Origin of the sequence: Methylocella silvestris (genome assembly GCF_002891535.1) — a bacterium.
Lineage (GTDB): Bacteria > Pseudomonadota > Alphaproteobacteria > Rhizobiales > Beijerinckiaceae > Methylocapsa > Methylocapsa silvestris_A.
The window spans coordinates 206,590-232,972 of the sequence record NZ_PDZR01000002.1 but is presented as its reverse complement, the minus strand read 5'-3'; the positions used below and the strand labels follow the sequence as shown (position 1 = coordinate 232,972).

The window sequence follows — 26,383 nt, the reverse complement described above, 5'->3', positions numbered from 1 at the left end:
CATGTGCTAGGGAACCGTCCGCACGATGTCCCCTTCGCGCAAAAAGGCCCCCGCACGCGCGACGACGACGTCGCCCGGCGCAAGCCCCTCGCGAATTTCGGCTTCAAAGCCGCCGAAGAGCCCGACCTTGACCCGTCGCGTCTCGACGCGATTGTCGCGCACGACCTGCACGATAGCGCCTTCCGGCCCGTAAAGAATAGAAGAAAGCGGCGCCGCCGGGCCGCAGCTCTGGCCGGCGTCGATCGTCGCCGTCGCAAAGGCGCCGGGCTTGAGGCCGGCGCTGGAGCCGAGCTGGATGAGCGCGCGCCCCTGCTGCGTGAGGGGATCGACGTCGGGCAGGATGAGCCGCACGGCGCCGGCGAATTCGCTTTCGTCGAGGGTCTCCATCTGGGCGATCTGGCCGGGCTTGATCCGGGCCAGCGCCGGCAGCGGCAGATCGACCAAAAGTTCGAGCTGTCCGTCGCGGATGATGCGGAACATGGGTTCGCCGCGCGCCGAGGCCGGCATGCCAACCGGCAGCCGTCCGTAGACGACAAGCCCGCTTGCGCTCGCCGTCATCGTCGCTTTCGTCGGCAGGCCCGGCAACCAGTCGGGCCGGGCGAGCTGCGCGAGCGGCTGGCCGGCGGTCACGCTCGCGCCGTCCTCGACAAGCACCTGGACGATTTGCAGCCCCTCGACGTCAGGCCGCACCAGGGTCTCGTCCCGCGCGACGATCCGGCCGTTCAGCCGCAGCGAATCAACAAAGCACTGGGTCTTTGTCCTGACGACGCTGACCGTCATGGCGCGGTCGGCCGGTTCGGCGCGCAGCGGACCGGCGAGAACGACCGCCGCCAGCATGATTGCGCCGCGGCGCGCCTGGCGCTTTTTGATCGCGCCGACATTGCCGCGCGACGTTTGCGCGCGCCGCACTGCCGATCGCGTCAACGGACCCCGCCCTTGGTCTGATGGGCCGCAAGCCATTGCTTCATGGCGGCGATCTCGGCCTCTTGCGACTCCACCACATTGCCGGCGAGCTTGCGTACGAAAGGATCCTTGGCGTGATCCAGCGCGACCTTCGCCATGGCCACCGCGCCTTGATGGTGCGGCAGCATCATGACGACGAAATCAACGTCGGCGTCGCCGGTCATCGGCTGATTCATCGCCTTGTCCATGTCGGTCATGGCTTTCATATAGGCGGCGTCGGCCGATTCCCTGCCGGCGCCGGACGCCGGGGCGTCCATTTTCATGCTCCCGTGCTCGTGCGTCGGGGCCGCGCCGCTCTCCCCAGCGCGGGCCCCCGCCAGCGCGCCGCCGCCGAGCAGAACGGCGAGACAAAGAAGCGACAAAGCGCGTGGCGGCATATCACGATCTCCGAATTTGAATTGAACCGCGCCATGACCGGCGCCGAGAACTCCGGACAGGATGCAATGATATCAAGGGTTTGATGATGAATTGGAGGCCTCGCCCGGAATCGAACCGGGATGCAAGGATTTGCAGTCCTCTGCGTAGCCACTCCGCCACGAGGCCTCCGTCGCGTCGAAAGCGCGCCATCGGCTATAGCAAAGGAAACGGCTGCGAGGCAAGAATTGTTCGGCCGTGCGAGCGCGAAGGCGAGAGCGGCGGCGCGATGGGCCGGTTTCAACCCCGATCCTTCCCGAATATTGGCCTCCTTGGCGCGGGCGGGGAGGGCGCGCCGCCGTCTTGCGCCGGCAAGCGGGCGATTCGCTCTTTGCAACGGGCGGCAAGCTTGCTATATGCCGCCGGGTCGCTGTGGCGTCTTGCCCGCGCATGATCCCTGATAGCTCAGCTGGTAGAGCAATCGACTGTTAATCGATCGGTCGCAGGTTCGAGTCCTGCTCAGGGAGCCAACGCCCGTTTTTCAGGCCTCCGCAGAAGTAAAAAGATAAGAAAATCAGATAATTAGTTCAATCAGGCGTCCGTAAGCGTTGGCTGGCGTGTGCTGGTATCCAAAAAATAAAGCCCGCTGACGTTTTGGCCGTGCTTGAAGGCGCGGCCGTCGCGAGACCGCGTGGCGTCTGCGCGCAAGGCTCCGCGACGTTTTCCGACTCGCTATCGTTACGACGCGCGCAGAGGTCGATCCTGCTGGGCCGCTCAAGGGCGGGTTAGTGGCCACGACAGTGAAGCATCAGGCGACAATTAATTAATGCGGCGGCGTTCGGCGCCCTTCTGAGAGCGACTGAAACCTGTGGTTGCGCTCCCGAAGCGCGGCTCGCACTCAATTTGCCAGCCTTGACCTTCTGGCGTGATTCTGAGCGATTTGAGGCGACGTATCCCAAGTCTCGTTGATCATGACCGATAGGCCCACGCTTTGTGTTCTTACGGAGATGATTTTTTCAGGCATATCGATGAGCTTGTTCCACGCGAAGCAGCGGTGGTCGAGAAGATCGTCGAAGGATTTGAGGAGCCGATTGGGAGAGCCAGTTGTCGCGCATGAACCGCCCGATATTTTCGAACGGGTTGAGTTCAAGCGATTTCGGCGGCAGCGGCAAGAGCGTGATGCCGGATCTGATCGGGATCGCGCGATCGACGCGCAAGCCTTCGAAGCAAAAGCAGCGTCGAAGTCCAAGCGAAGCAGGATAGGTGCGGCCATGACGCGGTCAAATCAATCTTGCCGTCTCAGTCGGAAAGGGCAAACCGACCCACCCCTGGGACTCAATCGCAGAGATAGGCGTCGCAGGAATCGCAAAGACAAATAGGGCTGGCGCTTATTGGAGAACGATCTTAAGCATGCCCGCAACGCTTTTAGCGCGAAGCATAGAAAAAATGTGCTCCAAGTCGCCGCGCTGCGTTCCACGGAGAAGATTATGGGTCATCCCGGCGATTGCGGATTTTGTCGCCCGTTCCGTGCTGCGTTCGTTGGCTCGTTCATCGCCTTTTTGGTGCTGTTCGCAACTGGTTTGGCGGTTCGGGCAAATGCTGCGGGCGACGCTCTGGGGCAGGGCGTTTCTTCCGAGTTTCGCGAGCCGGTAACGCTGGCGAGCAAGGATGGCGTCCTTGAGGTGAGACTAACCGCGCGTCAGGGCGCTGCCTCGCTGGATACGGTGGCGAGGCCTGTCGAGAACTTCCTCCTCTTCGATTATGAAGTGATCCGCGGCGCGCCGTCGGATGGAAAAATGTCCGCCGGCGGCCTCTATCCGGCGCCGACGTTGCAGGTGTTCCCCGGCGAAACCCTGATCGTACATCTGGACAACGCGCTGAGCGATCTGACCATCGCGGACTACTTCAGTCCGCAATATACAGCGACGAACGGCGTTGTTCCGCTTTACCCGATACAAATGAAATCGTCGCCAGTGAACTTGCATGTTCACGGCCTTCACGTCAGCCCGAAAGGCAATTCCGACAATGTCATGCTGCACATTGCGGCGGGCATGTCGAACACCTATACCTACAACATTCCAACCAACATGCCGCAGGGGGCGTATTGGTATCACAGCCACCTTCATACCTTGACGGGGCCGCAGACCTATACCGGTCTGGCTGGCCTCCTGTCGATCGGTCGTACGGACGGCAATCTTCCGGTGGTCACGGAAAAGCAGATCCCTATCCGAAACATGCTGCTTCAGTACAATTTTGTTTTCGATCGCGCCGGCGGCCTGGCGCAACTCGACAACCCCGACTGGCCGCAATATGTGAGCACTATAGCGCCGCCCAAGGGCGATGAACTGGCGACGGGCGCCTATCGACCGCTGCTGGCGCCCGTCAACTTCAGCCAATCCAAGGTGGGCGCCGCCTATTTTACTGTATGGTATGCGGGCCCGCTGTCGATCCGCAATGATCGCGGGCTTTTTCAGACGATTCCCAGCAATCTTCAAAGCTTCACGGCGGCCAGCGGTCAAACCGACAAGGACGTTCCGGCCGATCCCACGCTGCCGGACAGCAAGCGGGACGTACAGTTCACGGTCAACGGACAATTCGAACCGACCATCAGGAGCAAGCCGGGCCAGACCGAGATCTGGGTGCTCGCGAATATAAGCGACTTTGCCTATATGAGCGTCCAACTCACGGAGACCGCGACCGGACGGCACCCGCCGATCGCAATTGTGGGGCAGGACGGCAATCCCTCCGCCACGGTGCATTATCCGGTCACTGAAAACGGGACTCGTCTCGTCATCTCGCCCGCCAGCCGGTACGCGATCGCCGTGACGATGCCGGCCGAAGGCGATCTGATCCTCGAAATGCCTCCGCGCGGCGCAGGCGCCAAGACGATTACCGCGCCCGGCGTGCTCTACACCAACAATGGAACGGAAAATCCTCCCGCGGTTCTCGGCAGCCTCAGCGTACTGCCTTCGGCTGTGAGCTATACCGATGGATTCTTCGCCTTTCCCACGCAGGTGCTGGCGCGGGCGGCTCCCTCACAGGAGAAGGGCGTGACGACGGCCTTCGTGGAGGGGCAAAAGCTGGACGCCTACACGTCTTTCGTCGAGCTCGCCGACGCCAAGCCCGACGTGAAGCGGCAAATCCTGATTTCCGGCGGATTCCTGAACGACAAGGCGACGCCGACCGACCCGAAGGCCTTCGTCTACGCCTTTGATAGCGCCGCCTTCCCCAACATGCCTCTGATCCAGCCGCGCCTCGACTCCGTCGAGGAGTGGAAATTCATCAACCATAACAATGATGAGCATCCCATCCACGTCCATGTCAACGACTTCCAAGTGGTTGAATATTTCGACCCGACGACTGGCGTGCGCACGGGCCCGGACCATTTTGGCGCCGACAACAGCAACGCGCCGGCCCCGACCATGCAGATCGACGAAAGCGTGATCCAGCCGGGCATCCTGTCGATCCGCACGCGGTTCGACGACTATATCGGCCTGTTCGTCATGCATTGCCATCGCCTCAACCATGAGGACAACGGATTGATGGCGCTCATTAACGTCATTCCTGCGGTGTCGAGCTATGCGGCAGCGGTTCCGGGCGGAGCCGGCAAGCCGACGGAGGTTCGCCTGTTCGACGGCAAGGACGACCGTCATATCGCCACGGTGGTCCCCTTTCCCGGTTACGAAGGCAATGTCAGCATCGCCATGGGCGACGTCGATGGCGACGGCGTCCTCGACCTTGTCGTCGGCGCAGGCAAGGATCATGCGCCGGAGGTCGTCGTCTATTCCGGCAAGAGTAAATCCGCGCAACCTTTCGAGACCGAACTGGCGCGGTTTCAGGCCTTCCCCTCCGAAATGCGCGGCGGCGTCTCTGTGACCGCTGCGCAGATCGACGGTACGACGTCCGACAACATAGTAGTGGGTTCCGGGCCCGGTTCGCCAAGCGAGGTGCGCGTGTTTGGCACAAGTCTGCCGACATCGCCGGGCGTTGCGCCGCCGCTCTTTTCGTCGTTCAAGCCCAATGCCGACGACGCGTCCGGCGTCAGCCTCGCAGCGGGTTTCGTGGATTTTACGACAGGCCGCAACAGCCTCGTCACCGCTTCCGGCCCCGGAAGCATCGCCATGGTCAAGGTGTTCGTCTTCCCGCTGATGGCGGCCATTGCGCAGGGCGATGCGCAGAAGGCGGCGAACGCCAAGCCGGTAAATGCGACCGCCTTCCTGCCATTCGGTCCGCAGTACCGTGGCGGCGTTTCCATCGCGACGGGCTGGCTCGCGGGATCACTTGGCGGAGCCAGGCGCATCATCGTCAGCCAGCTTGCGGACAGGGGCGCCGTCAAGGTCTATTCGAGCGGTTCGGCGCTGGATGGAGGTCCTGCTATGTATCTGCAAAATCCGGCGCAGCACGAGCACGCCAGGTTCCGCGAGATCGCGAGCTTCGAGCCCTTTGTGGGAGCCTCTGGCGCGCAGGTCGCCACGACGAGCACCACAATGGGCGCGAATCTGCTGGTGAGCGGAACGTCGCCGCAAGGCGCGCGTGTCCTCAAGTTCGATTTCATCAGGGCGGACCCAAAGGCGACGGTTCTGCAGCCTGCTCTGCTTGGTGAGATCTTATCCCTCGAAGGCGCGCGAGCGGCCGCCGTCGGCGGCGACTAGTTCGAGGAATTCTGTGCGGCCAGCGTGGCGACAACGCGGCCCCGGATTCTAGGAAAGAGGGTGGAATCATCGACGCTTCGCGACGAAAATTCATGAAGTTGGCCGCCGTAAGCGGCATCACGCTCGGCGTTTCGCGCCTCGCCCTGGCGGAGACATCCGCTTTTCTGGCGCATGAAACACTACCCGGAAGAGGCGTCTTTAAGCCGACGGTCGGTCGCGTCGACGGAGTCGCCAAGGTCACGGGCGCCAAGCTCTATGCTTCCGACTTTCGGGCCTCCGATCTTCCCGGCTGGCCGGCCAATACCTCGCATGCTCTCCTTGTGCGCGTAGCGGACGCGACCCATGTCTATGCAGGCTTCGACCTGACGCGACTGGGCAAGAATGCGCAGCCTTCGGTCGTTGTGACGGCCGAGGATCTCGCGCGTATTGGCGCGCGCGCGCCGGAGTTCTACGCCGGCGATCTCTTCTGCCCGGTGGGCAAGACCCCGTCTTATCTCGGCCAGCCGGCAGCTCTGCTGATTTTCGAGACTTTCGACGCTTTCGACCGAGCCCGGCTCGTTTTCCGCGACGGCGATTTTCTAAAATTCGGCGCTGAAACCGGCCCCGTCGCCGTCCCCAACTACGGCGCCTTCCGCTTCACCCGCGTCGCCGGCGCGACGCCAGACGCCCCCGATATCTATTCGCCGCTTCAGGAAGGCTGGATTAGCCCCGGCCTACTCGAGAGTTCCGGGCGGCCGATCTGGAAGCCGCTTCCGGTCGCCAAAGGCGGCGAGTACGTCAAGGGCGCCACCTATGGCGAGGCGATACGCGCCCAGCTTGCCGGCGACAACCCGGCCGTCCTGACGCTCGACCGTCAATTCGAGACGCAGTCGGTGGATCCGATGTTCCTCGAGCCCGAATGCGGGCTTGCGTGGTATGATCCGGATGCCGCGAACCTCGAAATCGTGCTTGGTGTGCAATCGCCTTTCGAGGCGACGGAGGCGATCGCGTTTCTCCTCGGCGAAGCGCAGGCCGGTTTCAAGCCGCAGAACATTGACGCCCAGTTCGCCTATATTGGCGGGGGCTTCGGCGGCCGCGACCACACGCCATTTCCGCTCTATGTGGCGCTGGCGGCGATGTTCTATCCGGGCCATGCGGTTCGCCTGGCGCATGATCGCCCTCAACAGTTCCAGGGCGGCGTCAAACGCCATGCATTCAAGATGCGCTCGCAGATTGGCGTCGATCGGGCGAGCGGCAAGATCACGGCGTTCGCGGCCGACCATGTCCTCGACGGCGGCGGCCAGATGAACTATTCGATCAGCGTTGCCGTGGTGGCCGCCACGGGCGCGATCGGCGTCTACGATATTCCCAAGGTCGATGTGACCACGGTCGCCGTTCATTCGCGCGGCGTTACCGCCGGATCGATGCGCGGCTATGGAACGCTGCAAACGATGACCGCGCTTGAGGTGCTGGTTGACGAGGCGGCGGCCGCGCTTCCGCTGGATCCGATCGAGTTCCGCCGGCGCAACGCGTTGCGACCTGGCGGCCGGACAATGACTGGCAATCCCTACTCGGTCTCGGTGCGCACAAAGGAAATCCTCGACAAGCTCGACAAACATCCGATCTGGCAAAAGCGCGCCGACGAGAAGGCGCGTGCAAAACCAGGCTTCGTCATCGGCGTCGGCGTTGCCTGCGCCGCCAAGGATTACGGAACGGGCGCCGATTGTTCGCTTGGATCGGTCGAGATCGATGCGGAAGGCCGCATTTCGATCCACGGCGACGCCGTGGAGATGGGCAACGGCATCGGAACCGCCCTCGCCAATCGGGCCGCGCTCTCTATCGGCGGCATCGCCGACGAGGTGACTGTGGCGCAGGTCGATGTGTTCGATGCGCTCGAACTCATGACGTCCGGCGACGCCTACACGATCACCCAGGCGGCGCAGGACGAAGCGGCGAAGAACCCGCGCTGGGTGCCGGCGATCAGTTCGGCGACCAGCGCCTCGATCGGCGCCCACGTCGGAACTCAGGCGGTAGCGGAGGCGGCGCGCATCATATTCCGTTTTGGATTGTGGCCCGCCGCGCTCTCGCTTTGGGGCATCGCATCGACCGATCCAAGATCCAAACAGGCGGACGAGGCCTACTGGCAGGGGGAGACGTTGATCATGACCGGGCTTTCCCCGCTGCCCTTGTCGGCGATCGCTGCAAAGGCGCATGCCCAGAAGGGCGTGACAGGCGCCATGGCGCATGCGTTTTCGCGTTGGGCCTGGTCGCAGGGCGTATTCAACATCGCCGGCGAGGATTGGCCGGCCGACATCGACGCGCTGGCGGTGCGTCACGGAGGCGACAGGTTCGTGCGCCTCGATCGCAAGGCGGTCGCCTTTCCGCCGACCGACTACAATCGGATCGGCACGGCCTTTTCGTCGCTTTGCGGCACGCTGGTGCGCGTCGAGATCGAGCGCGCGACAGGGGCGCTGCGCATCGCGAAGGCTTACAGCGTTCTTGAATGCGGCAAGGTGCTCGTTCCCGAGGTGGTGCTTGGGCAGGCGCAGGGCGGGTTTGCGATGGGCGTCGGTTACGCGCTGCTCGAGACTCTGCCCCCGTTTGAGGACGGCCCCGGCAACGGGCAATGGAATCTCGGCCAATATCTCGTGGCGCGGGGATCCGATTTGCCGCTGCATGATCTCGAGATCGAGATTTTGTCTCCGCTCGCATCGAACGAACCGCCGAAAGGCATGGCTGAGGTGGTGATGATTCCTGTCGTTCCGGCGCTGCTGAACGCCATCTTCGACGCGACGGGGCGCCGCTTCCAGTCGCTGCCGGTCACGCCGGAAATGCTGAAACGGGCGCTCGCATGACGAAACTTGCCCTGACGATCAACGGTCGCGCCCAAGGACCTGTGGACGTACGCGACGATCTGACCATGAACGATTTTCTGCGCGAAGTTCTGGGGATGACCGGCACCAAGTTCGGATGCGGCGCCGCGCAATGTCTCAGCTGCGCGGTCATCGTCGATCTGCCGGACGGGACCAGTCACACCGAGCCGACCTGTGTTGCGTCCGCGGCAAGCTTCGACGGCAAGAAGATCCGCACGATCGAGGGTCACTCCGGGGACGGCCAGCTGACCGTGTTGCAGAAGGCCTTCATCGAGCATTTCGCGTTCCAGTGCGGCTATTGCACCCCGGGTTTTCTCAACGAGGGGCAGGTTCTGCTGGAGCAATTGGCGAGAACGCCGGCAGCCCGCGCCGATCTCGAGACAATCATTGCCGATGCCCTCGACGGGCACCTTTGCCGATGCACGGGCTACATCAAATATCACGAGGCCGTGCGGGACGTAATTCTCGCCGACCCTCATCGTTTTCTGAAGGGCGGCTGAAGACGAGACCCGAACGCTCCGCCCGGGTCTGATCTCGGCGGGGGCAATCGGCGGAGCTAATGGTCCAGCTTGCGCCCGGTTCGCCGCCCGTTTGCCGCAGCCTTGCGCTGATGATGCGCCGCGCCTCGAGCCCCGCCGCTTCGCGCGCGCAGGCAGGCGCCCCAGCCGCGAATCCCCGGAAACGAAGCGCGATCGGCGCCCCGCTGCGCCTCTGACGTTGCATCGCCAGGCGACGGCGCAAACCGGGAACTTCTTAACAAGCATGACGTTCGAGGGCCACGGCGCGACTGCCCACACCATAATCTTCGCGCGTTATCGAAAGCAGTTAAGTCTTGCTTGCCGGGCGCGGGCGCGCGGCGGGACAGGCAACCCATCAGGCGACCAACACGTCACACACATCTAACTCTTAGAAAGGCGCCCATGTTTTTCCATCGCAAAGAGCTAATCCAGCCTGTAGAAGTCGGCACGCCAGACGCGGCGTTCGGCACCTTTCTTCTCGAACAGTTCGGCGGCGCAACCGGCGAATTGACGGCCGCTCTGCAATATTGGGTGCAGTCGTTTCATGTCGAGAATGCCGGCATTCGCGATATGCTGCAAGACATCGCGATCGAGGAATTCAGTCACCTTGAAATGGTCGGCAAACTCATTGCCGCTCATACCAGCAAGATCGATCAAACCCCCGTGTATGACGCGCCCCTCTTTAAATTAAAGGGCGGGGGCCCGCATTTTCTTGACAGCCAGGGAAGCTGCTGGACTGCGGCCTACATTCAGGAGGGGGGCAATGTGGTGCGTGATTTGCGGGCCAATATATCCGCCGAAGCCGGCGCGCGCCAAACCTATGAGGCGCTCATCAACGCCTGTACGGACGAAGGGACTAAAAAAGTTCTGGTTCATCTGCTGACGCGCGAAATCACGCACGCCAACATGTTCATGAAGGCGCTCGACCAAATGGGCAAGCTGGACGACCCGTTCTTTGGCAACATCGAACCGGACGAGACGGTCAAGCTGGTGTTCAATCTTTCGCAAGGCGATGATGCGCGCGGCCCGTGGAACGAACAGCCCGATTTCGAATATATCGCCAATCCGCAGCCTGACGGCGGCATGCCGGCGCCGCCGGTCAATCCGGATGACGAGCGTTCGGCGCGAAAGGCTGTTCCCAAGGGGAAGGCTCGGCCGGTTGAGAAAGTTCGCTAAAACGCCGCCCAAAGCTGAAGGTTTTTTGGACCAAGCGGATACGTGGAAACAGTGGATTAGACTCTCGGAAAGCAGCTCGACGCCACCGGGGCGGTCCCTCGCCGCCCCGGTTTGGATCGACGTTCGTCGGCTGACTGTCTTCCGGCGAATGCCCGTCCCCGGGCCGCCTCCAACTTATGTCGTCACGGCGCCGACTGCCCGCATAATCTCTGCGGCGGCTCCGTGATGAACCATATTTCCGCGGCGCGGAATGACGCGCAACTCGCTGCCTGCAATGTCGTGATGCAATCGCAACGATTGAGAGTCGGGTTTGATCAACCGATCGTTCCCGCCCACGACGATGCTTACCGGCATAGCTAGATCTCCGTAACTTTTCTGCGTTGCTATTGCGTTCGGGATCATGAGCGCAGAGTCGGCCGAGCTTGCACGGAGCTGCGAGGGGCGCAGCGCCATCTCTTTGATTGCGGCCGAGAAGGATTTCGACACGTCCGCTGGCGCGAAGATCTTCTTCATCACCCCGCCCCACGCCAGGCGCGCAAGCAAAGGAGAAATCGTGTAGCGCATGACGTCGCCCACGATCGGAAGGGCTCCCACGAATTGCAGGGCTGCGTCGAACCGATCGGTGGGATAAAAATATCCTGACACCAGGACGAGTTTCTTGACGGAGGCCGGATGACGCAAGGCGAGCGCAACAGCGATCGACGCCCCGAGCGAGTGTCCGAGCACTGTTGCATGCTCGACTCCGAGTTGAATCATGGCCTCATGAATGAGATCGGCCTGCGCGGCCGGCGTCCAGATGGTTCCCCTCGGCCTCGAGCTATGGCCGAAGCCGGGTCTGTCGAATGCGATCACACGATAATTCTTGGCGGCCAGATCGAGGAGCCCGCTCGTCTCGAAGTCTTCGACCTGCGTTCCGTTTCCGTGCAAGAGAATGAGCGGCTCCCCGGCGCCACGCTCCAGATAGTGCAGGCGAACGCCCTCCACATCGAGGAATTCGCCTTCCGGGGGATGGCGTCGCTCCGCTACTTTCGTTTGTTCGCGGGCGAACAGCGCCATCCCCCCCAGCGCAATGCCGCCAGCGGCGGCAACAAGGGCATAATGCGCCGCTTTCGAATTACGGCGCGCCGGTAAAATCGCTTGGAGAATTTTCATGAGGTTCCTTTGAACAGTAGCGGAGCGCCAGTGAAACCAATGCTGCGGTGCAACCTCTGACAAAGAATATTTGTTCCATACGGCCGGATGTCGGCCATTCGCAATGCGGGGTCGGTCCGGAACGCCTGCGCAAGGGCTATCGGCTTGATCTCGGCTGTGCCAATTTTGTAACAGACGGCGACATACTGCCTGCTGATGAGGCGGCAAGCGGCCCGTTGCTCTAGTCCGATCCGCCCCATCAGGGTATCTGTCAGGAAAGGCGGAGAGGATAGAGTTCATGTCCGGATTGCGATTGAGCGGCATCACCTTACTGGCGACAGCGCTGATCGGCGTCGGCGGGTGTTCCTTCTTTCCCCAGGACGGGCCGGCTTCGGTCGACGTGCTGTCGCAAAAGTCGGATCTTCTCCCCTACGGCCTCGTAAAGCTCTCGCCCGAGACGGTGGACATCCTCGCCGCCTATGAGCCGAAGGGACTCGCCGGCACGTTCACGGACCGGCGCCCGGCGTCCAACATCAAATTCGGCATCGGCGACATTGTCTCGACCACGGTTTTCGAGGCGACCGCCGGCGGCCTGTTCATTCCGCTCGACGCTGGCGCGCGCCCCGGCAATTTCGTCACCCTGCCGGATCAGGCGGTGGACGACCACGGCAATATCTCGTTCCCCTTCGCAGGCGTCATACGCGCCGCCGGCCGAAACAATGTCGAGATCCAGAACGAGATCGTCGACCGGATCAAGAATCGCGCGATCGAGCCGCAGATCATTATTACGCTGGCGCAGCAGCGGACCTCGCTGATCAGCGTCATCGGCGAGGTCAATACGCCGCTGCGCTTCGCCGTTCCGGCGACGGGCGCGGGCGATCGCATTCTCGACGCCATCACCCGAGCGGGCGGCATCAAGGGGCAGGGCTTCTCGACCTGGGTGATGCTCGAGCGCGGCGGTAAACGGGCCACTGTGCCGTTTGAAAACCTGGTTATGAACGCGTCCAACAATATCTATATCCAACCGGGCGACCGCATTTACGTCTATCAGGAGCAGCAGAAGTTCATTGCCTTTGGCGCGACCGGCGCCATCGACGCGATCGGCAGCCAGGGAGAGTTCAACTTCGACGCCTGGCGCATCAATCTCGCCGAGGCGGTGGCCAAGGCGGGCGGCTTGCAAGACGCCCGCGCCGACGCGAGCGCCGTGTTCCTGTACCGCAGGGAGCCGAAGGAAGTCGCAAAGCTGCTCGGCGTCGATATCAGCCGCTTTGCCGGCGATCTGGTGCCGGTCATCTTCCAGGTCAATCTGCGTGATCCGGGCGGCTATTTCATCGCCACGCGGACGCAAATGCGCAACGGCGACGTGATCTACGTGTCCAATGCGCAGTCGAACGATCTCAGCAAATTCTTCAACTTCGTCAACACGGTCTCCTCCGCCTCGGCGATCACGACCTCGGCCATCGTCGGCGTGCCGACCGCCTCAGCGGCCATTCACGGCCACGCGCTGGCCGGCGCGGCGGTCATTCAATAGCGGCTCTCGGCTTGCTGCGGCAGGCATGAGGCGAAGCGCCGCGCTAGCGTCTGGCAGGAGCTTCGGCGCAACGCTTGCATTTGTCCGCCCGGTTGAAGATCTTGCGGTTGAGATCTTGCCCGCGCCGGGCTGACGGCCTCACGGAGCGAGTGGCGGAGCTGTTCTGAGATCATGATGATTTTGGAGGCTTATCCAGCGCGCTTTGATTATTTTCGGCCCGCGCGTCACTTCGACGGGACTTGATGCAAATATTCGCCGCCGACCGTCACAAACGCTTGAAGATTCTGATCATCGGCGAGAATTACGCGCCGGAGATGACCGGCGTCGGCCGGTTTACGGGCGAAATCGGCGCCTATCTCGCCGCCTGTGGCTATGACGTCGCGGTGGTCGCCGCGCCTCCGCACTATCCGGGCTGGAGCGTCAAGCCGCCCTTTCACGCGGGGCGCTATGCGCGCGAGACCAGAGACGGCGTCGCGGTGTTGCGCTGCCCGATCCTGCTGCGCGCGGATATGCGCGGCGTCTGGCGATTAATTGCGCCGGTGAGCTTTGCGATGACGGCGGCGCCTGTCGCGCTCTGGCAAATTGTGACGCAGCGGCCGGATGTCATTTTATGCGTCGAGCCGACGCTCGCCGCCGCGCCAATCGGCCTCATCGGCAAATTGTTCGGCGCGCGCGTGCTGCTGCACGTGCAGGATCTTGAGGTCGACGCCGCCTTCGCGGTCGGCCATTTGCAGGGCGGGGCATTGAAGAAGGCCATCTTCGCTGTCGAATCCTGGCTTCTGCGCGGCTTCGACGGCCTGGTCACGATTTCGAGCCAAATGCGCAAGCGCCTGATTGAAAAGGGCGTTGCGGCAGATCGTATCGGCATCGTCCGCAATTGGGTCGACCTTGACCAGATCCGGCCGCTTGAAGGCGACAATGGGTTTCGCGCCGAGCTTGGTCTTGGCGCCGCCGATTTCGTCATTCTCTACGCGGGCAACATCGGCGCAAAACAGGCTCTTGAAGTGGTTCTCGACGCGGCGCGCGCGCTTGCCGGCGTAAAGACCATCCATTTCGTCATCGCCGGGGATGGACCCGAGAAAGCGCGGCTGATGCGCGATTATGGCGGCCTCGCCAATGTGCATTTTCTGCCTTTGCAGCCCGAAGCGCGACTGTGCGAATTGCTCAATCTTGCTGATTTGCATGTCTTGCCGCAGGCCCGCGGCGCAGCCGACCTCGTCCTGCCCTCGAAACTTGGCGGCATGCTGGCCAGCGGCAAGCCGGTTCTAGCCACGGCCGACGCCGGCACCGAGCTGTTCGAGGTTTTGCAGGGCGCGGCCATTGTGGTTCCGGCTGGAGACAGCGCGGCGATGGCCGCGGAGATCGGCCGGTTGGCCGCTGACGGCGCGCATCCGGCGCTGGGCGACGGCCGGCGCCTTGCGCAGATGTTCGCGCGCGAGACCTGCCTTGAGCAGTTTCGCGCCTGGGTTGATCCTGATGGCGTCAAATCCGCTTCAGCGGATCAGTATAAGCTGACCCATTCCTCGAAAGCTCAGCCCTGATGTGCGGCCGCTTCGCCATGACCTCGCCGCCTGAGGCGACGCGGCGCTTCTTCGGCTATCTGGAGCAGCCCAATTTTCCGCCGCGCTACAATATCGCGCCGACGCAGCCAGTGCCGATCGTGCGCGGGCGGTTCGACGCCGCCCACCGCCTCGTGCGCCACTTTGATCTCGTGCGATGGGGATTCCTCCCGCCCTTCGTCAAGGATCCGCGACATTTTCCGCTGATTATCAATGCGCGGGCCGAAACGCTGCTTGAAAAACCAAGCTTCGCCGCCGCGTTCAGACGCCGCCGCTGCCTGTTTCTCGCCGACGCATTCTACGAATGGCGACGCGAAACGGGCTCGCCCCGAGGCGGCGCGCGCCCTTACCTGTTCCGGCGCGCGGATGGCGAGCCCTTGGCGCTTGCCGGAATTTGGGAAAGCTGGAGCGGGCCCAATGGCGAGGAGCTCGACACAGCCTGCGTCATTACCACGGCGGCGAATGGATCGACCGCCGCCATTCACGACCGTCTGCCCGCAATCATCGAGCGCGAAGCCATCGAAGCCTGGCTTTGTCCGGACGAGGCGACGACTGAGGCCGCCCTCCGCCAGTTGCGGCCCCCCGCAAATGACGCGCTCGATTTCTTTGTAATCGGGCCCCAGATCAATAAAGCTGCGAATGATTACAAGGAGGTGCAGGAGCCCGCGGGCGCCGCGCCTCTGCCGCGGGCCTCGGAGCCGCAGGACGGCCCTGCGCAGCAGCTATTATTCTAGAGATTGGAATAAAGCTGATCGGCGAGAACACGCTGAAGGGTTTGAATCGGAGTGATTCTCATAGACCGAATCATTTTACCCTGCTGGAAGGCACCGTAGCCGATTCCTTGCAGGAGATCGAAGGCTTGCGGTGTTTTGCGACCGAATCGAACGGCGGTTGGAGCCGGGTCGAGAGCATCCGTCCGAAAAGCTGAAGACTTTTTGGAGCACGCGGATGCGTTGAAACAATGGGTTAGCGCAGAAGTTCGCTCCAATCGGAACGGCTTTGCTCTAGCCGAGGGCGACGAGACAAAAATCGACCATCTGGTCGAGCGTCGGCTCCGGCTCCTGCGCGCATTCGACCATCAGCCTTGGGTGGCAAAATCGGATGCAGGCGCTGCGCACGAGAATGGCGGCGAGCTCGCAATCGCTGACATGGAACTCTCCGGCGCTATTGCCTTCCGAAATGATGTTCGTCAGCACCTTGTTCAGCTTCTTGGAATGATCCTGCACGATTGGCCAGTTTTCGTTGAACGCCGTCTCGAGCAATTCATGAAGCTTGCGGTTGGCGACAAAGCGCTGGGCGTTGGCCTTTTCGAGCGCTGCGATGGCGCTGCGAAGTTTTTCGCTCGCCGACCCTGGCTGCGCTGCAATGGCGTCGAGTGCGGCCTCGGTCTCGGTCAGCAGACGGCGTCCGACCGCCTCGTTTATTTCGGCCTTCGCCGAAAAAAATCGATAAACGTTGGCGGGCGACATCCGCAGTTCACGGGCGATATCCGCGACAGTGGTCTTCTGAAATCCGATCTGGCTGAACAAACGCTCCGCGACTTCCACGATATTTTGGTGCGGATCGGTTTCCTTTTGTTCGCTGACGATTTTCATTCTATCGCAATCCCCAATTGACAGGGAGGACCTTACAACGCTTCCAACGGAAAAGCTTCACCTATATGGGACCCAAATGCACGTTAACGTAACCTTTACAGTTCAACTTCCACGTGAACGTGAATCGCGGATTCGCGACGTTTATGCCCGCAAATAGCTGTTGCGTCGAGCGTTTCGCGCGCGGGAAAGCCGTCAGCCGAACAAAATTTATTGCTTGTTATAATATTAGCTACCAACTTGGTCATTATAACTATTTTACGCCCTATTTGTCGCTGATCAGCTGGAGCCTGGCAACGTTCACCTATCATAGAATGGGTTCGTCTCCGGGGGGCGTTGCGCGCTTGACGGTTTTTTTCTGGCGTTCGCGTGGCGCCTGTGTGCAAATAGTCGCTGGATGTTCGGGAGCGGTGCGGAATGCAGGGATTAGAGGATGTCGACATCAGGACGTTGCTCCAATTGGAGACCGACCTAAGCGACGAAACCCTGGATGGATTCATCGAATATATACGTCACCACTATGGCTTGGCCAATATCGCTTATCTTTGCCCATCCTTCCGCGGCCGCTCCGTCGCCGATCCTTTCATGGCGCTGACATACGGCGAAGAATGGGTCGAGCACTACAAGGATGAGGGCTACGGCCTGATCGATCCCGTCCATAATATAGGCGCCCGCTCGGTTTTGCCTCTCGACTGGGCGCGGCTGCCGCGCGCCGAAAAGAAGGTGCAGCGACTGTTCGGCGAGGCCGCCGAGGCGGGGGTAGGCAAGCAGGGCTTGACCATTCCCGTGCGCGGTCCGACCAATGGGCTCTGGGCTCTGTTTAGCGTTACGTCGGATGAGAGTGATACAGAATGGGCGCGGCGCCGGTTCGAACTGACCAAGGACATGGTGCATCTCGCCCATTACGTGCATCAGCGCGCCTATAAGCTGCACGCGAAAGAGGATGAGCTCGACCTCAACACCATCACCAAGCGGGAGATTGAGGCGCTCGAATGGTCGGCCGAAGGCAAGTCGCTCGCCGACATCTCTATTTTGATGCGCATCTCGGTCGAAACCGTTAAGGCGCATCTTGATTCGGCGCGCTACAAGCTCTGCGCGCTTAATCGCGTCCATGCGGTGACCAAGGCAATTCGAGCCGGCCTGATCAGATAGGCCGTAGAGGGCTCGCGCAGTCGAACGCTGGCCAATTCGTGCTGGACACGCCGGTCCACGCTGGGGCCGGCATCAGCGTCGGCGCCGATTTTTTTAAGTCTCGAGCCTATTCCGATCAGATTGAATTAAATCTGCTCAGGCTCCTGAATTTGGACCGATTTCTCATCGCCGTGGTTTCATCCGGTCGGAAAGTGGTCCAAATAACGCCCGGCAGCCACGCCCGTCATGAATTGCAGCATGGAATCCGGCGCGGAGTCCGTTCACAACGCACGTCCAACATCTGCCGCATATCCCCGATCGGGGGAATATCATTAAACTTCGGCCGATAGCATATTTGGGCATCCACCCGAACGGGAGCCCTGAGATGATTACTGTAGTTTATGGTTACGAGCGCGAAGAGCAACACGAACTCTTCGATGAAATGTTTCGCCAGCGCAAGCAAGTCTTCGTCGACGAAAAGAAGTGGGATCTGAAAGTTACTGACGGAGAGTTCGAGATCGACGAATATGACCGTGACGATACGGTCTATGTCTGCAGCCTGAGGCCAGATGGTTCGCTTGCCGGTTCAGTTCGTCTTTTGAACACGCTCACCGATCATATGGCTAACGGGCCCTTCAAAGAGATGTTTCCGGATTTGACCGTGCGCTCGCCCACGATCTGGGAAGCGACGCGTTTTGCCGTGCCGGACGATCCGCGCATCCAGCCTAATGGCGTGTCGCGCGCCGCCTGCGAGATCATGCTTGGAACCTGCCTGTTCGGTCTGGAGCATGGTGTGTCACAGCTGATCGCGATCTATGAAGCCCCGATGGCGCGGGTTTATCGCAAATGCGGCGTTCGGCATTATGTGCTCGGCCGCCATCGCAGCGCGACGGCCGGCTCCATCCATTTCGCTCTTGGCGAGGTTTCCCGCCAGCTCGAAGCCTCCATCCGGGAGGCCACTGGCCTCGCCCCCATCGAGACCATCGCCGAAGCCGCGGAATAAGCGGCCGGCGTCGGACGGCTGCTCGGCAGCCACCGTCGAAAGTCCAGGGCATCGACGAACGCAAGCCCCGCCCGGAAAGTTTCGGCTTTCCGGGCGGTTGGCGTATGGAGCGTGTCGCCGAAAGCAGAATGACATTTCATCATGCTCACGGCCCCGATCGAATCCGGCGCCCCGTCGGCGGGCGCCCTGATTTGATGAGCGCCGAGGGGCCTCGATTGCGCCAGAGGCGCGCGATCGGCGTTTGATCGGAATGCAATATGGCTTTCGTCCGAAACAATCGCGTTTTAGATAGAGACCTTCCGAGGCTGCGCGGGCCGGCTGCGTTCGCGCTGGCGCGTCGAAAGGGATTGTTTTGCTCGCAATCGCCATCGTCGCCCTCGCGGCCTTTGCGGCCGGCTTCATCAACGCCCTTGCCGGCGGCGGCTCCTTTCTGACGCTGCCCGCCTTTATCGCCGCAGGCGTTCCGCCGATCGCCGCCAACGCCTCCAGCACGGTGGCGCTGTTTCCGGGTCAGATCGCCACGGGTTTCGCCGCGCGTGACGGCATTGCTGCGGCGGCGAAAGACCCCCGCATCAACGCGCCTGTCCTCGCGGCGATCAGCCTCATCGGCGGTCTCATTGGCGGCCTGCTGCTGCTCGTCACGCCGCCGGCGATTTTTGCGCGGCTGATTCCCTGGCTCATTCTGTTTGCGACCGTCATTTTCGCAGGCGGCAACGCCATCCGCGAGGACAGCAAGCTGTTCAAGCTGAACACGGCCGGGATCTATCTCGCGCAGGCGCTGGTTTCGATCTATGGCGGCTATTTTGGCGGGGGTATTGGAATTTTGATGCTCGCCGCGCTGACGCTCTATGGCATGCGCGACATCTGGCTGATGAACAGCCTCAAAATCCTGCTCGCCGTGCTGATGAACGCCGCCGCTGTCGTCACTTTCATCGTCGCCGGTCTCGTATATTGGCATTTGACGATCGTCGCGGCCTCCGCTGCGATCATCGGCGGCTACGCCGGCATCCATGCGGCGCGGCGACTGCCGACGCGCATTGTGAAGGGCTTCGTCATTATGATAGGCCTGATTCTCACCGTCCTGTTCTTTGTCAAGACGCCGTGAGTGTCGGATCGGGGAGGTTTGGCTCGCATGCGCTACGCCTATTTCGACGGAGCAGGCGGCCCGGAGGTCATCAGGATTGGCGAAGCGGCGAGGCCGGCTCCAGGTCCCGGCGAGGTTCTGATCGAAGTCGTCGCGGCGGGCGTCAACCGCCCGGACTGCATGCAGCGGGCCGGCTCCTATCCGCCGCCGCCGGGCGAATCGGACATTCCCGGGCTTGAGGTCGCCGGCCGCATCGCCGCTCTCGGTGAGGGCGTCACCGGTTTTGAGGCTGGCGATTCGGTCTGCGCGCTGCTCGGCTCGGGCGGCTATGCGGATTACGCCGTCGCCGCCGCGTCGCTGTGTCTGCCGGCGCCGCAGGGCCTCAGCTTCGAAGAGGCGGCGGCGCTGCCGGAAAATGTCTTCACCGTATATGATAATGTATTTACCCGCGGGCGCCTGACGGCCGGCGAGACCTTTTTGGTCCATGGCGGGTCCTCCGGCATTGGCTCGATCGCGATCCAGCTCGCCAAGGCCGCCGGCGCGCTTGTGATCGCGACGGCGGGCTCGGACGCCAAATGCGCCTTCTGCCGGACGCTCGGCGCCGATCTTTCCATCAATTACAAGACGCAGGATTTCGCGGCCGAGACGAAGGCTTTTGCGGGCGAGCACGGCGTCGACGTCATTCTGGACATGGTTGGTGCGCCCTATTTCGCCAGGAATCTATCGCTTCTGGCCTTCGAGGGCCGGCTGGTCGAGATCGCCTGTTCTGGCGGCGGGCGGGTCGAAGCGTTCAACCTCTGGCCGGTGCTGATTCGCCGCCTGACGCTCACCGGCTCGACCTTGCGCGCCCGCACGCTGGCGCAGAAAGCCGCGGTCGCTGCGGCCGTGCGCGAGCACGTATGGCCGCTGATCGAAGCGGGCAAGGTGCGGCCGCTGGTTCATGCGACGTTTCCGCTGGAACAGATCTGGGTCGCCCATGAACTGATGGAATCGTCCGCCCACACCGGCAAAATCGTGCTCGAAACGGGGCGCTAGGCGACTACGCCCTTGTTTATTTCCATATGTCGGCTAGTATCGACATATGGAAAGTGAGACGGCAATCGAAAGACTGGCTGCGCTGGCGCAAGCGACGCGTCTTGACGTGTTTCGCTTGTTGGTGAGGCATGAGCCAGACGGCCTCTCAGCGGGCGAGATCGCGCGCCGCATCGGCGTTCCGCATAATACGCTTTCGACGCATTTTTCGATTCTCGCACGCGCAGGGCTAATCCGCGCCGAACGTCAGAGCCGTTCCATCATCTATCGCGCGGATCTTGGCGCAATCGGGCGCTTGGCGGCCTATCTCGTGGAGGATTGCTGCGGCGGGCGTCCCGGCGCCTGCGGCCCGTTTCTCGCGGACCTCGCGCGGCTCGACGCGTCTTAAGGTTGAGACACTGTTGCAACGTCGTCAAAGGAATCGATCATGGATGTCATCATCTACCATAATCCAAAATGCGGCACGTCGCGCAATGTGCTTGGCCTCATCCGCAACGCGGGGATCGAGCCGCATGTCATCGAATATCTGAAAACGCCGCCGACGCGGCTGTTGATCAGCCAGCTTGCGGCGCGCACAGGCCAGCCGCTGCGCGCTTTGCTGCGCGACAAGGAAGCGGTCTTCGCGAGCCTTGGCCTCGATAAGCCCGATGTGTCGGATGACGTGCTGCTCGACGCTATCGAAAAGCATCCCGTGCTGCTCAACCGCCCGATCGTGGTTTCGCCCAAGGGCGTGAAACTCTGCCGTCCTTCCGAACTCGTGCTCGATCTTCTCCCGGCGCAGCAAGGCGAATTTTTCAAGGAAGACGGCGAGCGCGTCGTCGATGAAAAAGGACGCCACGTGGCGAGCGCCTGACGGCACGGATCATCGCCGCCGCAGGGCGTCTGCAGGAACGATCAACATGTCTTTTTTTGAACGCACACTCTCGCTCTGGGTCTGCGCCTGCATCGCTGCGGGCGTCATTCTCGGCCAATTGGCGCCGGGCCTGTTCCAGGCCATCGGCGCGATTGAAATCGCCAAGGTCAATCTGCCCGTTGCGGCGCTGATCTGGCTGATGATCGTCCCCATGCTGCTCAAAATCGATTTCGCCGCGCTGGGCGAAGTGCGGCGCCATTGGCGCGGCATGGGCGTGACGCTCTTCATCAATTGGGCGGTGAAGCCCTTTTCCATGGCGGCGCTCGGCTGGTTGTTCATCGGCCATATTTTTCGGCCCTTGCTGCCGGCCGATCAAATCGACTCCTATATTGCGGGCCTCATACTCCTGGCCGCGGCTCCCTGCACGGCGATGGTTTTCGTCTGGTCCAATCTCGTCAAGGGAGAGCCCCATTTCACCTTGAGTCAGGTGGCGCTGAATGACGTCATCATGGTTGTCGCTTTCGCTCCGCTGGTCGGGCTGCTGCTCGGCCTGTCGGCGATCGTCGTTCCGTGGGATACGCTCGCTTTATCTGTCGGGCTCTACATTGTGATTCCCGTCGTTGCAGCGCAATTGGCCCGGCGCGCGCTGCTTGCCGGCGGCGCCGACGTCTTCGCGCGCGTTCTGGCCATTCTACAGCCATTGTCGCTTGCCGCATTGCTCGCAACATTAGTGTTGCTGTTCGGGTTCCAGGGTCAGCAGATCGTGGCTCAGCCGCTGGTTATTTTGATGCTCGCCGCGCCGATCCTGGTCCAGGTCTATTTCAATGCGGGCTTTGCCTATCTGCTCAATCGCATTGTCGGCGAGCCGCATTGCGTCGCCGGCCCCTCCGCGATGATCGGCGCCAGCAATTTCTTCGAGCTTGCGGTCGCCGCCGCAATCAGCCTGTTCGGGTTTCGCTCCGGCGCGGCGCTGGCGACGGTGGTCGGCGTGCTGATCGAAGTCCCGGCGATGCTGTCTCTTGTCTATGTCGTCAACGCCAGCCGCGGTTGGTATGAGCGCGTGGGGCCGGAGCCGGCGCCGCGGCGGGCGGAAGGATGAATCCTTTGGATGAATTGCCGAACATCGCGCCTTCCGTCTTCGAAGTTCCAGATCCGGACAGGCTGCAAAGGGACCGGGCGCGCCCGCCGCGCATTCTTTTGCTCCATGGCTCCTTGCGCCAGCGCTCCTATAGCCGCTTCCTGACTCTCGAGGCCGAACGCCTTTTGAAGGCGTTCGGCGCCGAAACCCGGATCTATGATCCGAGCGGATTGCCTTTGCCGGACGACGCGCCCGAAACGCACCCGAAGGTGCAGGAATTGCGCGATCTTTCGGCCTGGTCCGAGGGGCAGGTCTGGTGCTCGCCCGAGCGGCATGGCGCGATGACCGCCATCATGAAGGCGCAGATCGACTGGATTCCGCTCTCGATCGGCGCGGTTCGGCCGACGCAGGGAAAGACCCTCGCCTTGATGCAGGTCAGCGGCGGTTCGCAATCCTTCAATGCAGTGAATCAACTCCGCATCCTCGGCCGCTGGATGCGGATGATCACCATCCCCAATCAATCCTCGGTGGCCAAGGCCTATGAGCAATTCGACGAAGACGGGCGAATGCATTCCTCGCCTTACTATGACCGCGTGGTCGACGTGATGGAGGAATTGGTCAAGTTTACGCTTCTGACCCGCGCCGCCTCCGCCTATCTGACGGACCGCTATAGCGAGCGCAAGGAGGAGACGGAAAAGCTGGCCGCGCGGGTCGGGCTTAACTCGATTTGAGCGCACCGCCTTGACGCAATGGCGAAACTCCTTTAACCAACGCCGCTTGCCGCGCTTTCTGCGCGGCAAACTTTTTGGCCTGGTTTTCCAGTCCAAACGCACCCGTGGCGCGTCTCTGCCTTGCAGATGACCGCCTGTCGGCTCCGCCAAACGGGCGGGGCAGAGGAGGGCGCGTTCCTCCCCCTGTTGGCGGGAGGACGCGAGTTTTGAGCGCCGCGCTTTGTAATCAAAGCGGCGGCGTTTGCGCGCGCGTCCTCATTGCCGATGCAATGAATTTAGAGGACACGCGATGACAAAGCGCGCAGAAGCAAAATATAAAATCGACCGAAGGATGGGCCAGAATATCTGGGGCCGTCCCAAAAGCCCGGTCAACCGCCGCGAATATGGCCCCGGCCAGCATGGCCAGCGCCGCAAGGGCAAGCTGTCCGACTTCGGCACGCAGCTCAAGGCCAAGCAGAAGCTCAAGGGCTATTACGGCAATATTTCGGAAAAGCAGTTCCGCAAATATTACGCCGAAGCCATTCGCCTTCGCGGCGACTCGGGCGACAATCTGATCGGGCTGCTGGAGCGCCGCCTCGACGCCGTGATCTACCGCGCCAAATTTGTGCCGACGGTGTTCTCTGCGCGCCAGTTCGTCAACCATGGCCATGTCAAGGTCAACGGCAAGCGCGTCAACATCGCCTCCTACCTCGTCAAGGTCGGCGATGTGATCGAGGTCAAGGAATCCTCGCGCGAGATCCTGATCGTGCTCGAGGCAAAGCAGCTCGCCGAGCGCGATGTGCCGGATTATTATGAAGTCGATCATAACAAGATGACGGCGAAGATGACGCGCGTTCCGCTGCCGGCCGATGTGCCGTATCCGGTTCTGATGGAGCCGAATCTCGTCATCGAGTTTTACTCGCGCTAAATTTAAGCGGCCGCCTCGCGCGGCGACGCGTTAAAATCCAGCGGACCCTTCGCTTTGTGCGGAGGGTCCGTTTTTTTATCTGGAAGGCATGACGGGCCTCATCTGATCGGCGGGGCGTGATAAGCGTCATTTTCCGTAGCGGTTCGGCGGGATGCCGAGCCGTCTTTTGAACATGGTCGAAAACGCAGCCGGGCTGTCGTAACCGAGATTCAGCGCGACTGATGTGACGGGTTCTCCGGCCGCCAGCTGGGGCAGCGCCACGACAAGGCACGCTTGCTGGCGCCACGCGCCAAAGCTCATTCCGGTCTCTCGCCGGAACGCCCGCGTGAAGGCGCGCCGTCCGATGCCAAGATCAGCGCACCATCCATCGATGGTGTCGTGCGGCTCCGGTTTTTCCAAAAAGGCGTGGCATTTGCGAGCGAGAGCCGGCGTCGCCGGAAAGGGCGCCCCCAAGGTCAGCCGTGGCGCACGTTCGAGTTCCGCCAGCAACAGGGCCATGACCAGGCCATCCCGTCCCGCGTCATCATAGTCGGGTTCGATTTCACAGGCTGCGACAAGCAGGCTTCGCATCAGCGCCGAGACGCCGATGACGAGGCTTTCGTCTCCCAGCGCGCGCGAGGCTGCTTGATCAAGCAGCAAGGCACGCGTGCTCACCGCGCCGACCATGCGCACCGAATGAGAGATGCCCGCGGGCGTCCACACCGCGCGCTCGGGCGGCGCGATCCACGACCCATGCGGCGTGCTGACCACGACGACGCCGCTGGCTGCGTAAAGCAGCTGCCCGCGTCCATGGCTGTGCACGCCCAATTCGAACGAGGGCGGATAATCATTGCCGGTCGCAACGATGGGACGCGGAACGTCGTCGTAATCGTGCGGGTCTTTCCAGCCTTGCGCCATGTCCCACTCTCGAAAATAAAAGACCCGCTAAGGAATGCGGGACGTTTTTTATTGGGCTACCACACAGCCCTCAACGAGGAAACATCCGATGCTTGTCCGAGCGCCGGCGCCAAGCGCCATAACGCCGCCGCCGATGCAGAAAACGGCCTTTGGCGTCATCTTCGCCATCAGCCTGTGCCATCTTCTCAATGATATGATGCAGATGCTGCTTCCGGCGATCTATCCAAACCTTGCCTCCGGCCTTGGCCTGAGCCTTGGTCAAATCGGCGTCGTCACCCTTGTCTACCAGGTCACGGCCTCGATTTTGCAGCCGGTGATCGGCCTTTATGCGGACAGGCGGCCGGCGCCCCTCGCGCTGCCTGGCGGCACGCTGTTCTCTCTGGCCGGACTGTTGATCCTTTCGGGCGCCCACAGCTATTGGATGGTGCTGGCGGGCGCCTCGCTGCTCGGCGTCGGGTCGTCGATTTTTCACCCCGAAGCCTCACGCGTCGCACGAATGGCGGCAGGGAGGCGGAACGGCCTCTCCCAGTCGATCTTTCAGGTTGGCGGCAATACAGGCTCCGCGCTCGGACCGCTGGCGGCGGCGCTCGTCGTCGTGCGCTGGGGTCAATCGAGCCTTGCCTATTTTGCGCTCCTTGCCCTGCTGTCTTGCGCGATCTTATGGAAAGTCGGGCAGTGGTATCGCGACCATGGCCTCGCCCGGCTGGCGCATGGGCGAAAGAAGCTCGAGCAGATTGCGCCGCTAAAGGGTGCGGCGAGGCGCGGGATTGTGATCCTGCTGATCTTGATCTTCTCGAAATATGTCTATCTGGTGAGCCTTACCAGCTACTTCACATTCTATCTCATCCACCGCTTCGGCGTGTCGGTGGAAGGAGCGCAGCTCCATCTCTTTGCCTTCCTTGCAGCGGTCGCCGCCGGAACGGTGATCGGCGGCCCGATTGGCGATCGCTTCGGGCGCAAAAACGTGATCTGTGTTTCAATCCTTGGGGTGTTGCCTTTCACTCTGCTGCTGCCGCATGTCGACCTGTTCTGGACGGGCGCGCTCAGCGTCGTGATCGGGTTGCTTCTGGCTTCGGCGTTTCCGGCGATCGTAGTGTTCGCGCAGGAGCTGGTTCCCGGCAAGGTCGGCATGGTTTCCGGCCTGTTTTTCGGCTTCGCCTTCGGCATAAGCGGAATTGGGGCCGCTCTGTTGGGGGCGGTCGCCGACGCTTACGGAATTGATGTGGTGTACCGGATTTGCGCGTTTTTGCCGGCGATCGGCCTCATGGCCGCTTTTTTGCCGGACCTCAGGCGCCATGAGCGCGAGGCGGCGGGCTGATACGCCCGCCAGAGTTTGCGC

At 61.9% G+C, this 26,383-nt stretch carries 22 protein-coding genes, 2 tRNA genes and 1 pseudogene; 19 read left to right on the top strand and 6 right to left on the bottom strand.

Annotation, left to right across the window (positions count from 1 at the left end):
- Positions 1 to 6 precede the first annotated feature (6 nt).
- The 3 genes from CR492_RS04475 to CR492_RS04465 form a co-directional block, all read right to left on the bottom strand.
- Positions 7 to 924 (bottom strand): efflux RND transporter periplasmic adaptor subunit, encoded by a 918-nt coding sequence (locus tag CR492_RS04475; RefSeq protein WP_102842528.1) that lies wholly within the window; start codon positions 922 to 924, stop codon positions 7 to 9.
- Positions 921 to 1,340, bottom strand: coding sequence for a CopM family metallochaperone (gene copM / locus CR492_RS04470; protein WP_245411960.1), 420 nt, complete (start codon positions 1,338 to 1,340; stop codon positions 921 to 923). Before copM ends, CR492_RS04475 begins: the two co-directional genes overlap by 4 nt.
- A 92-nt stretch (positions 1,341 to 1,432) precedes the next feature.
- Positions 1,433 to 1,506 (bottom strand) — tRNA-Cys (locus CR492_RS04465).
- Positions 1,507 to 1,771: 265 nt separating this feature from the next.
- On the opposite strand from CR492_RS04465, the gene CR492_RS04460 reads away from it, so the two are divergent.
- The 6 genes and pseudogenes from CR492_RS04460 (at position 1,772) to CR492_RS04440 (ending at position 10,515) form a co-directional block, all read left to right on the top strand.
- A tRNA-Asn gene (locus CR492_RS04460) sits at positions 1,772 to 1,847 on the top strand.
- A 153-nt stretch (positions 1,848 to 2,000) separates the two neighbouring features.
- Positions 2,001 to 2,144: pseudogene (locus CR492_RS21475) on the top strand (phage integrase central domain-containing protein); the annotation flags it as partial.
- A 660-nt stretch (positions 2,145 to 2,804) separates the two neighbouring features.
- A complete protein-coding gene (locus CR492_RS04455; RefSeq protein ID WP_102842567.1) occupies positions 2,805 to 5,969 on the top strand; it encodes a multicopper oxidase domain-containing protein in 3,165 nt (1,054 codons plus the stop codon).
- A gap of 92 nt (positions 5,970 to 6,061) precedes the next feature.
- Positions 6,062 to 8,803, top strand: a complete 2,742-nt coding sequence (locus CR492_RS04450; protein ID WP_102842527.1) for a xanthine dehydrogenase family protein molybdopterin-binding subunit — start codon at positions 6,062 to 6,064, stop codon at positions 8,801 to 8,803.
- Positions 8,800 to 9,321 (top strand): (2Fe-2S)-binding protein, encoded by a 522-nt coding sequence (locus CR492_RS04445; protein ID WP_102842526.1) that lies wholly within the window; start codon positions 8,800 to 8,802, stop codon positions 9,319 to 9,321. Before CR492_RS04450 ends, CR492_RS04445 begins: the two co-directional genes overlap by 4 nt.
- Positions 9,322 to 9,741: 420 nt before the next feature.
- On the top strand, positions 9,742 to 10,515 hold the full coding sequence (locus CR492_RS04440; RefSeq protein WP_102842525.1) for a manganese catalase family protein: 774 nt from the start codon (positions 9,742 to 9,744) through the stop codon (positions 10,513 to 10,515).
- Positions 10,516 to 10,689: 174 nt separating this feature from the next.
- On the opposite strand, the gene CR492_RS04435 is transcribed toward CR492_RS04440, so the two are convergent.
- Positions 10,690 to 11,667, bottom strand: a complete 978-nt coding sequence (locus tag CR492_RS04435) for an alpha/beta fold hydrolase (protein WP_102842524.1) — start codon at positions 11,665 to 11,667, stop codon at positions 10,690 to 10,692.
- A 277-nt stretch (positions 11,668 to 11,944) separates the two neighbouring features.
- On the opposite strand from CR492_RS04435, the gene CR492_RS04425 reads away from it, so the two are divergent.
- The 3 genes from CR492_RS04425 (at position 11,945) to CR492_RS04415 (ending at position 15,470) form a co-directional block, all read left to right on the top strand.
- Positions 11,945 to 13,177: a polysaccharide biosynthesis/export family protein gene (locus tag CR492_RS04425; protein ID WP_102842522.1), complete on the top strand. Its 1,233-nt coding sequence runs from the start codon at positions 11,945 to 11,947 to the stop codon at positions 13,175 to 13,177.
- Positions 13,178 to 13,419: 242 nt separating this feature from the next.
- Complete coding sequence (locus CR492_RS04420) at positions 13,420 to 14,718, top strand: WcaI family glycosyltransferase (RefSeq protein WP_102842521.1); 1,299 nt, start codon at positions 13,420 to 13,422, stop codon at positions 14,716 to 14,718.
- Positions 14,718 to 15,470 carry an SOS response-associated peptidase gene (locus CR492_RS04415; RefSeq protein ID WP_102842520.1) on the top strand — a complete coding sequence of 251 codons (753 nt, stop codon included), beginning with the start codon at positions 14,718 to 14,720 and terminating at the stop codon, positions 15,468 to 15,470. The genes CR492_RS04420 and CR492_RS04415 overlap by 1 nt, the downstream gene beginning before the upstream one ends.
- Before the next feature lie 270 nt (positions 15,471 to 15,740).
- Here the strand turns inward: CR492_RS04415 and CR492_RS04410 are convergent, their stop codons facing one another.
- Complete coding sequence (locus tag CR492_RS04410) at positions 15,741 to 16,331, bottom strand: TetR/AcrR family transcriptional regulator (RefSeq protein ID WP_102842519.1); 591 nt, start codon at positions 16,329 to 16,331, stop codon at positions 15,741 to 15,743.
- 414 nt (positions 16,332 to 16,745) lie between these two features.
- Between CR492_RS04410 and CR492_RS04405 the strand changes: the two genes are divergently transcribed.
- From CR492_RS04405 to rpsD, 9 genes are all read left to right on the top strand, one after another.
- Positions 16,746 to 17,480: a helix-turn-helix transcriptional regulator gene (locus tag CR492_RS04405; protein WP_102842518.1), complete on the top strand. Its 735-nt coding sequence runs from the start codon at positions 16,746 to 16,748 to the stop codon at positions 17,478 to 17,480.
- Positions 17,481 to 17,814: 334 nt separating this feature from the next.
- Positions 17,815 to 18,462, top strand: a complete 648-nt coding sequence (locus tag CR492_RS04400) for an acyl-homoserine-lactone synthase (RefSeq protein WP_245411959.1) — start codon at positions 17,815 to 17,817, stop codon at positions 18,460 to 18,462.
- A gap of 352 nt (positions 18,463 to 18,814) precedes the next feature.
- On the top strand, positions 18,815 to 19,567 hold the full coding sequence (locus CR492_RS04395) for a sulfite exporter TauE/SafE family protein (protein WP_102842516.1): 753 nt from the start codon (positions 18,815 to 18,817) through the stop codon (positions 19,565 to 19,567).
- A 27-nt stretch (positions 19,568 to 19,594) separates the two neighbouring features.
- Complete coding sequence (locus CR492_RS04390) at positions 19,595 to 20,581, top strand: NAD(P)H-quinone oxidoreductase (protein WP_102842515.1); 987 nt, start codon at positions 19,595 to 19,597, stop codon at positions 20,579 to 20,581.
- A gap of 46 nt (positions 20,582 to 20,627) precedes the next feature.
- Positions 20,628 to 20,966, top strand: a complete 339-nt coding sequence (locus tag CR492_RS04385; RefSeq protein WP_102842514.1) for an ArsR/SmtB family transcription factor — start codon at positions 20,628 to 20,630, stop codon at positions 20,964 to 20,966.
- Positions 20,967 to 21,005: 39 nt separating this feature from the next.
- Entirely contained in the window at positions 21,006 to 21,431 is a 426-nt protein-coding gene (gene arsC / locus CR492_RS04380) for an arsenate reductase (glutaredoxin) (RefSeq protein WP_102842513.1), read from the top strand.
- Positions 21,432 to 21,477: 46 nt separating this feature from the next.
- Complete coding sequence (gene arsB, locus CR492_RS04375) at positions 21,478 to 22,530, top strand: ACR3 family arsenite efflux transporter (RefSeq protein WP_102842512.1); 1,053 nt, start codon at positions 21,478 to 21,480, stop codon at positions 22,528 to 22,530.
- Positions 22,531 to 22,535: 5 nt separating this feature from the next.
- Positions 22,536 to 23,240 (top strand): arsenical resistance protein ArsH, encoded by a 705-nt coding sequence (arsH, locus tag CR492_RS04370; protein WP_280951514.1) that lies wholly within the window; start codon positions 22,536 to 22,538, stop codon positions 23,238 to 23,240.
- Positions 23,241 to 23,529: 289 nt separating this feature from the next.
- Positions 23,530 to 24,147, top strand: a complete 618-nt coding sequence (rpsD, locus tag CR492_RS04365) for a 30S ribosomal protein S4 (protein ID WP_102842510.1) — start codon at positions 23,530 to 23,532, stop codon at positions 24,145 to 24,147.
- Between the two features lie 126 nt (positions 24,148 to 24,273).
- Here rpsD and CR492_RS04360 read toward each other — a convergent pair whose 3' ends face one another.
- Positions 24,274 to 25,044, bottom strand: coding sequence for an AraC family transcriptional regulator (locus CR492_RS04360; RefSeq protein WP_102842509.1), 771 nt, complete (start codon positions 25,042 to 25,044; stop codon positions 24,274 to 24,276).
- 88 nt (positions 25,045 to 25,132) lie between these two features.
- On the opposite strand from CR492_RS04360, the gene CR492_RS04355 reads away from it, so the two are divergent.
- Positions 25,133 to 26,362 carry an MFS transporter gene (locus CR492_RS04355; protein WP_102842508.1) on the top strand — a complete coding sequence of 410 codons (1,230 nt, stop codon included), beginning with the start codon at positions 25,133 to 25,135 and terminating at the stop codon, positions 26,360 to 26,362.
- The last annotated feature ends 21 nt before the right edge of the window (positions 26,363 to 26,383 follow it).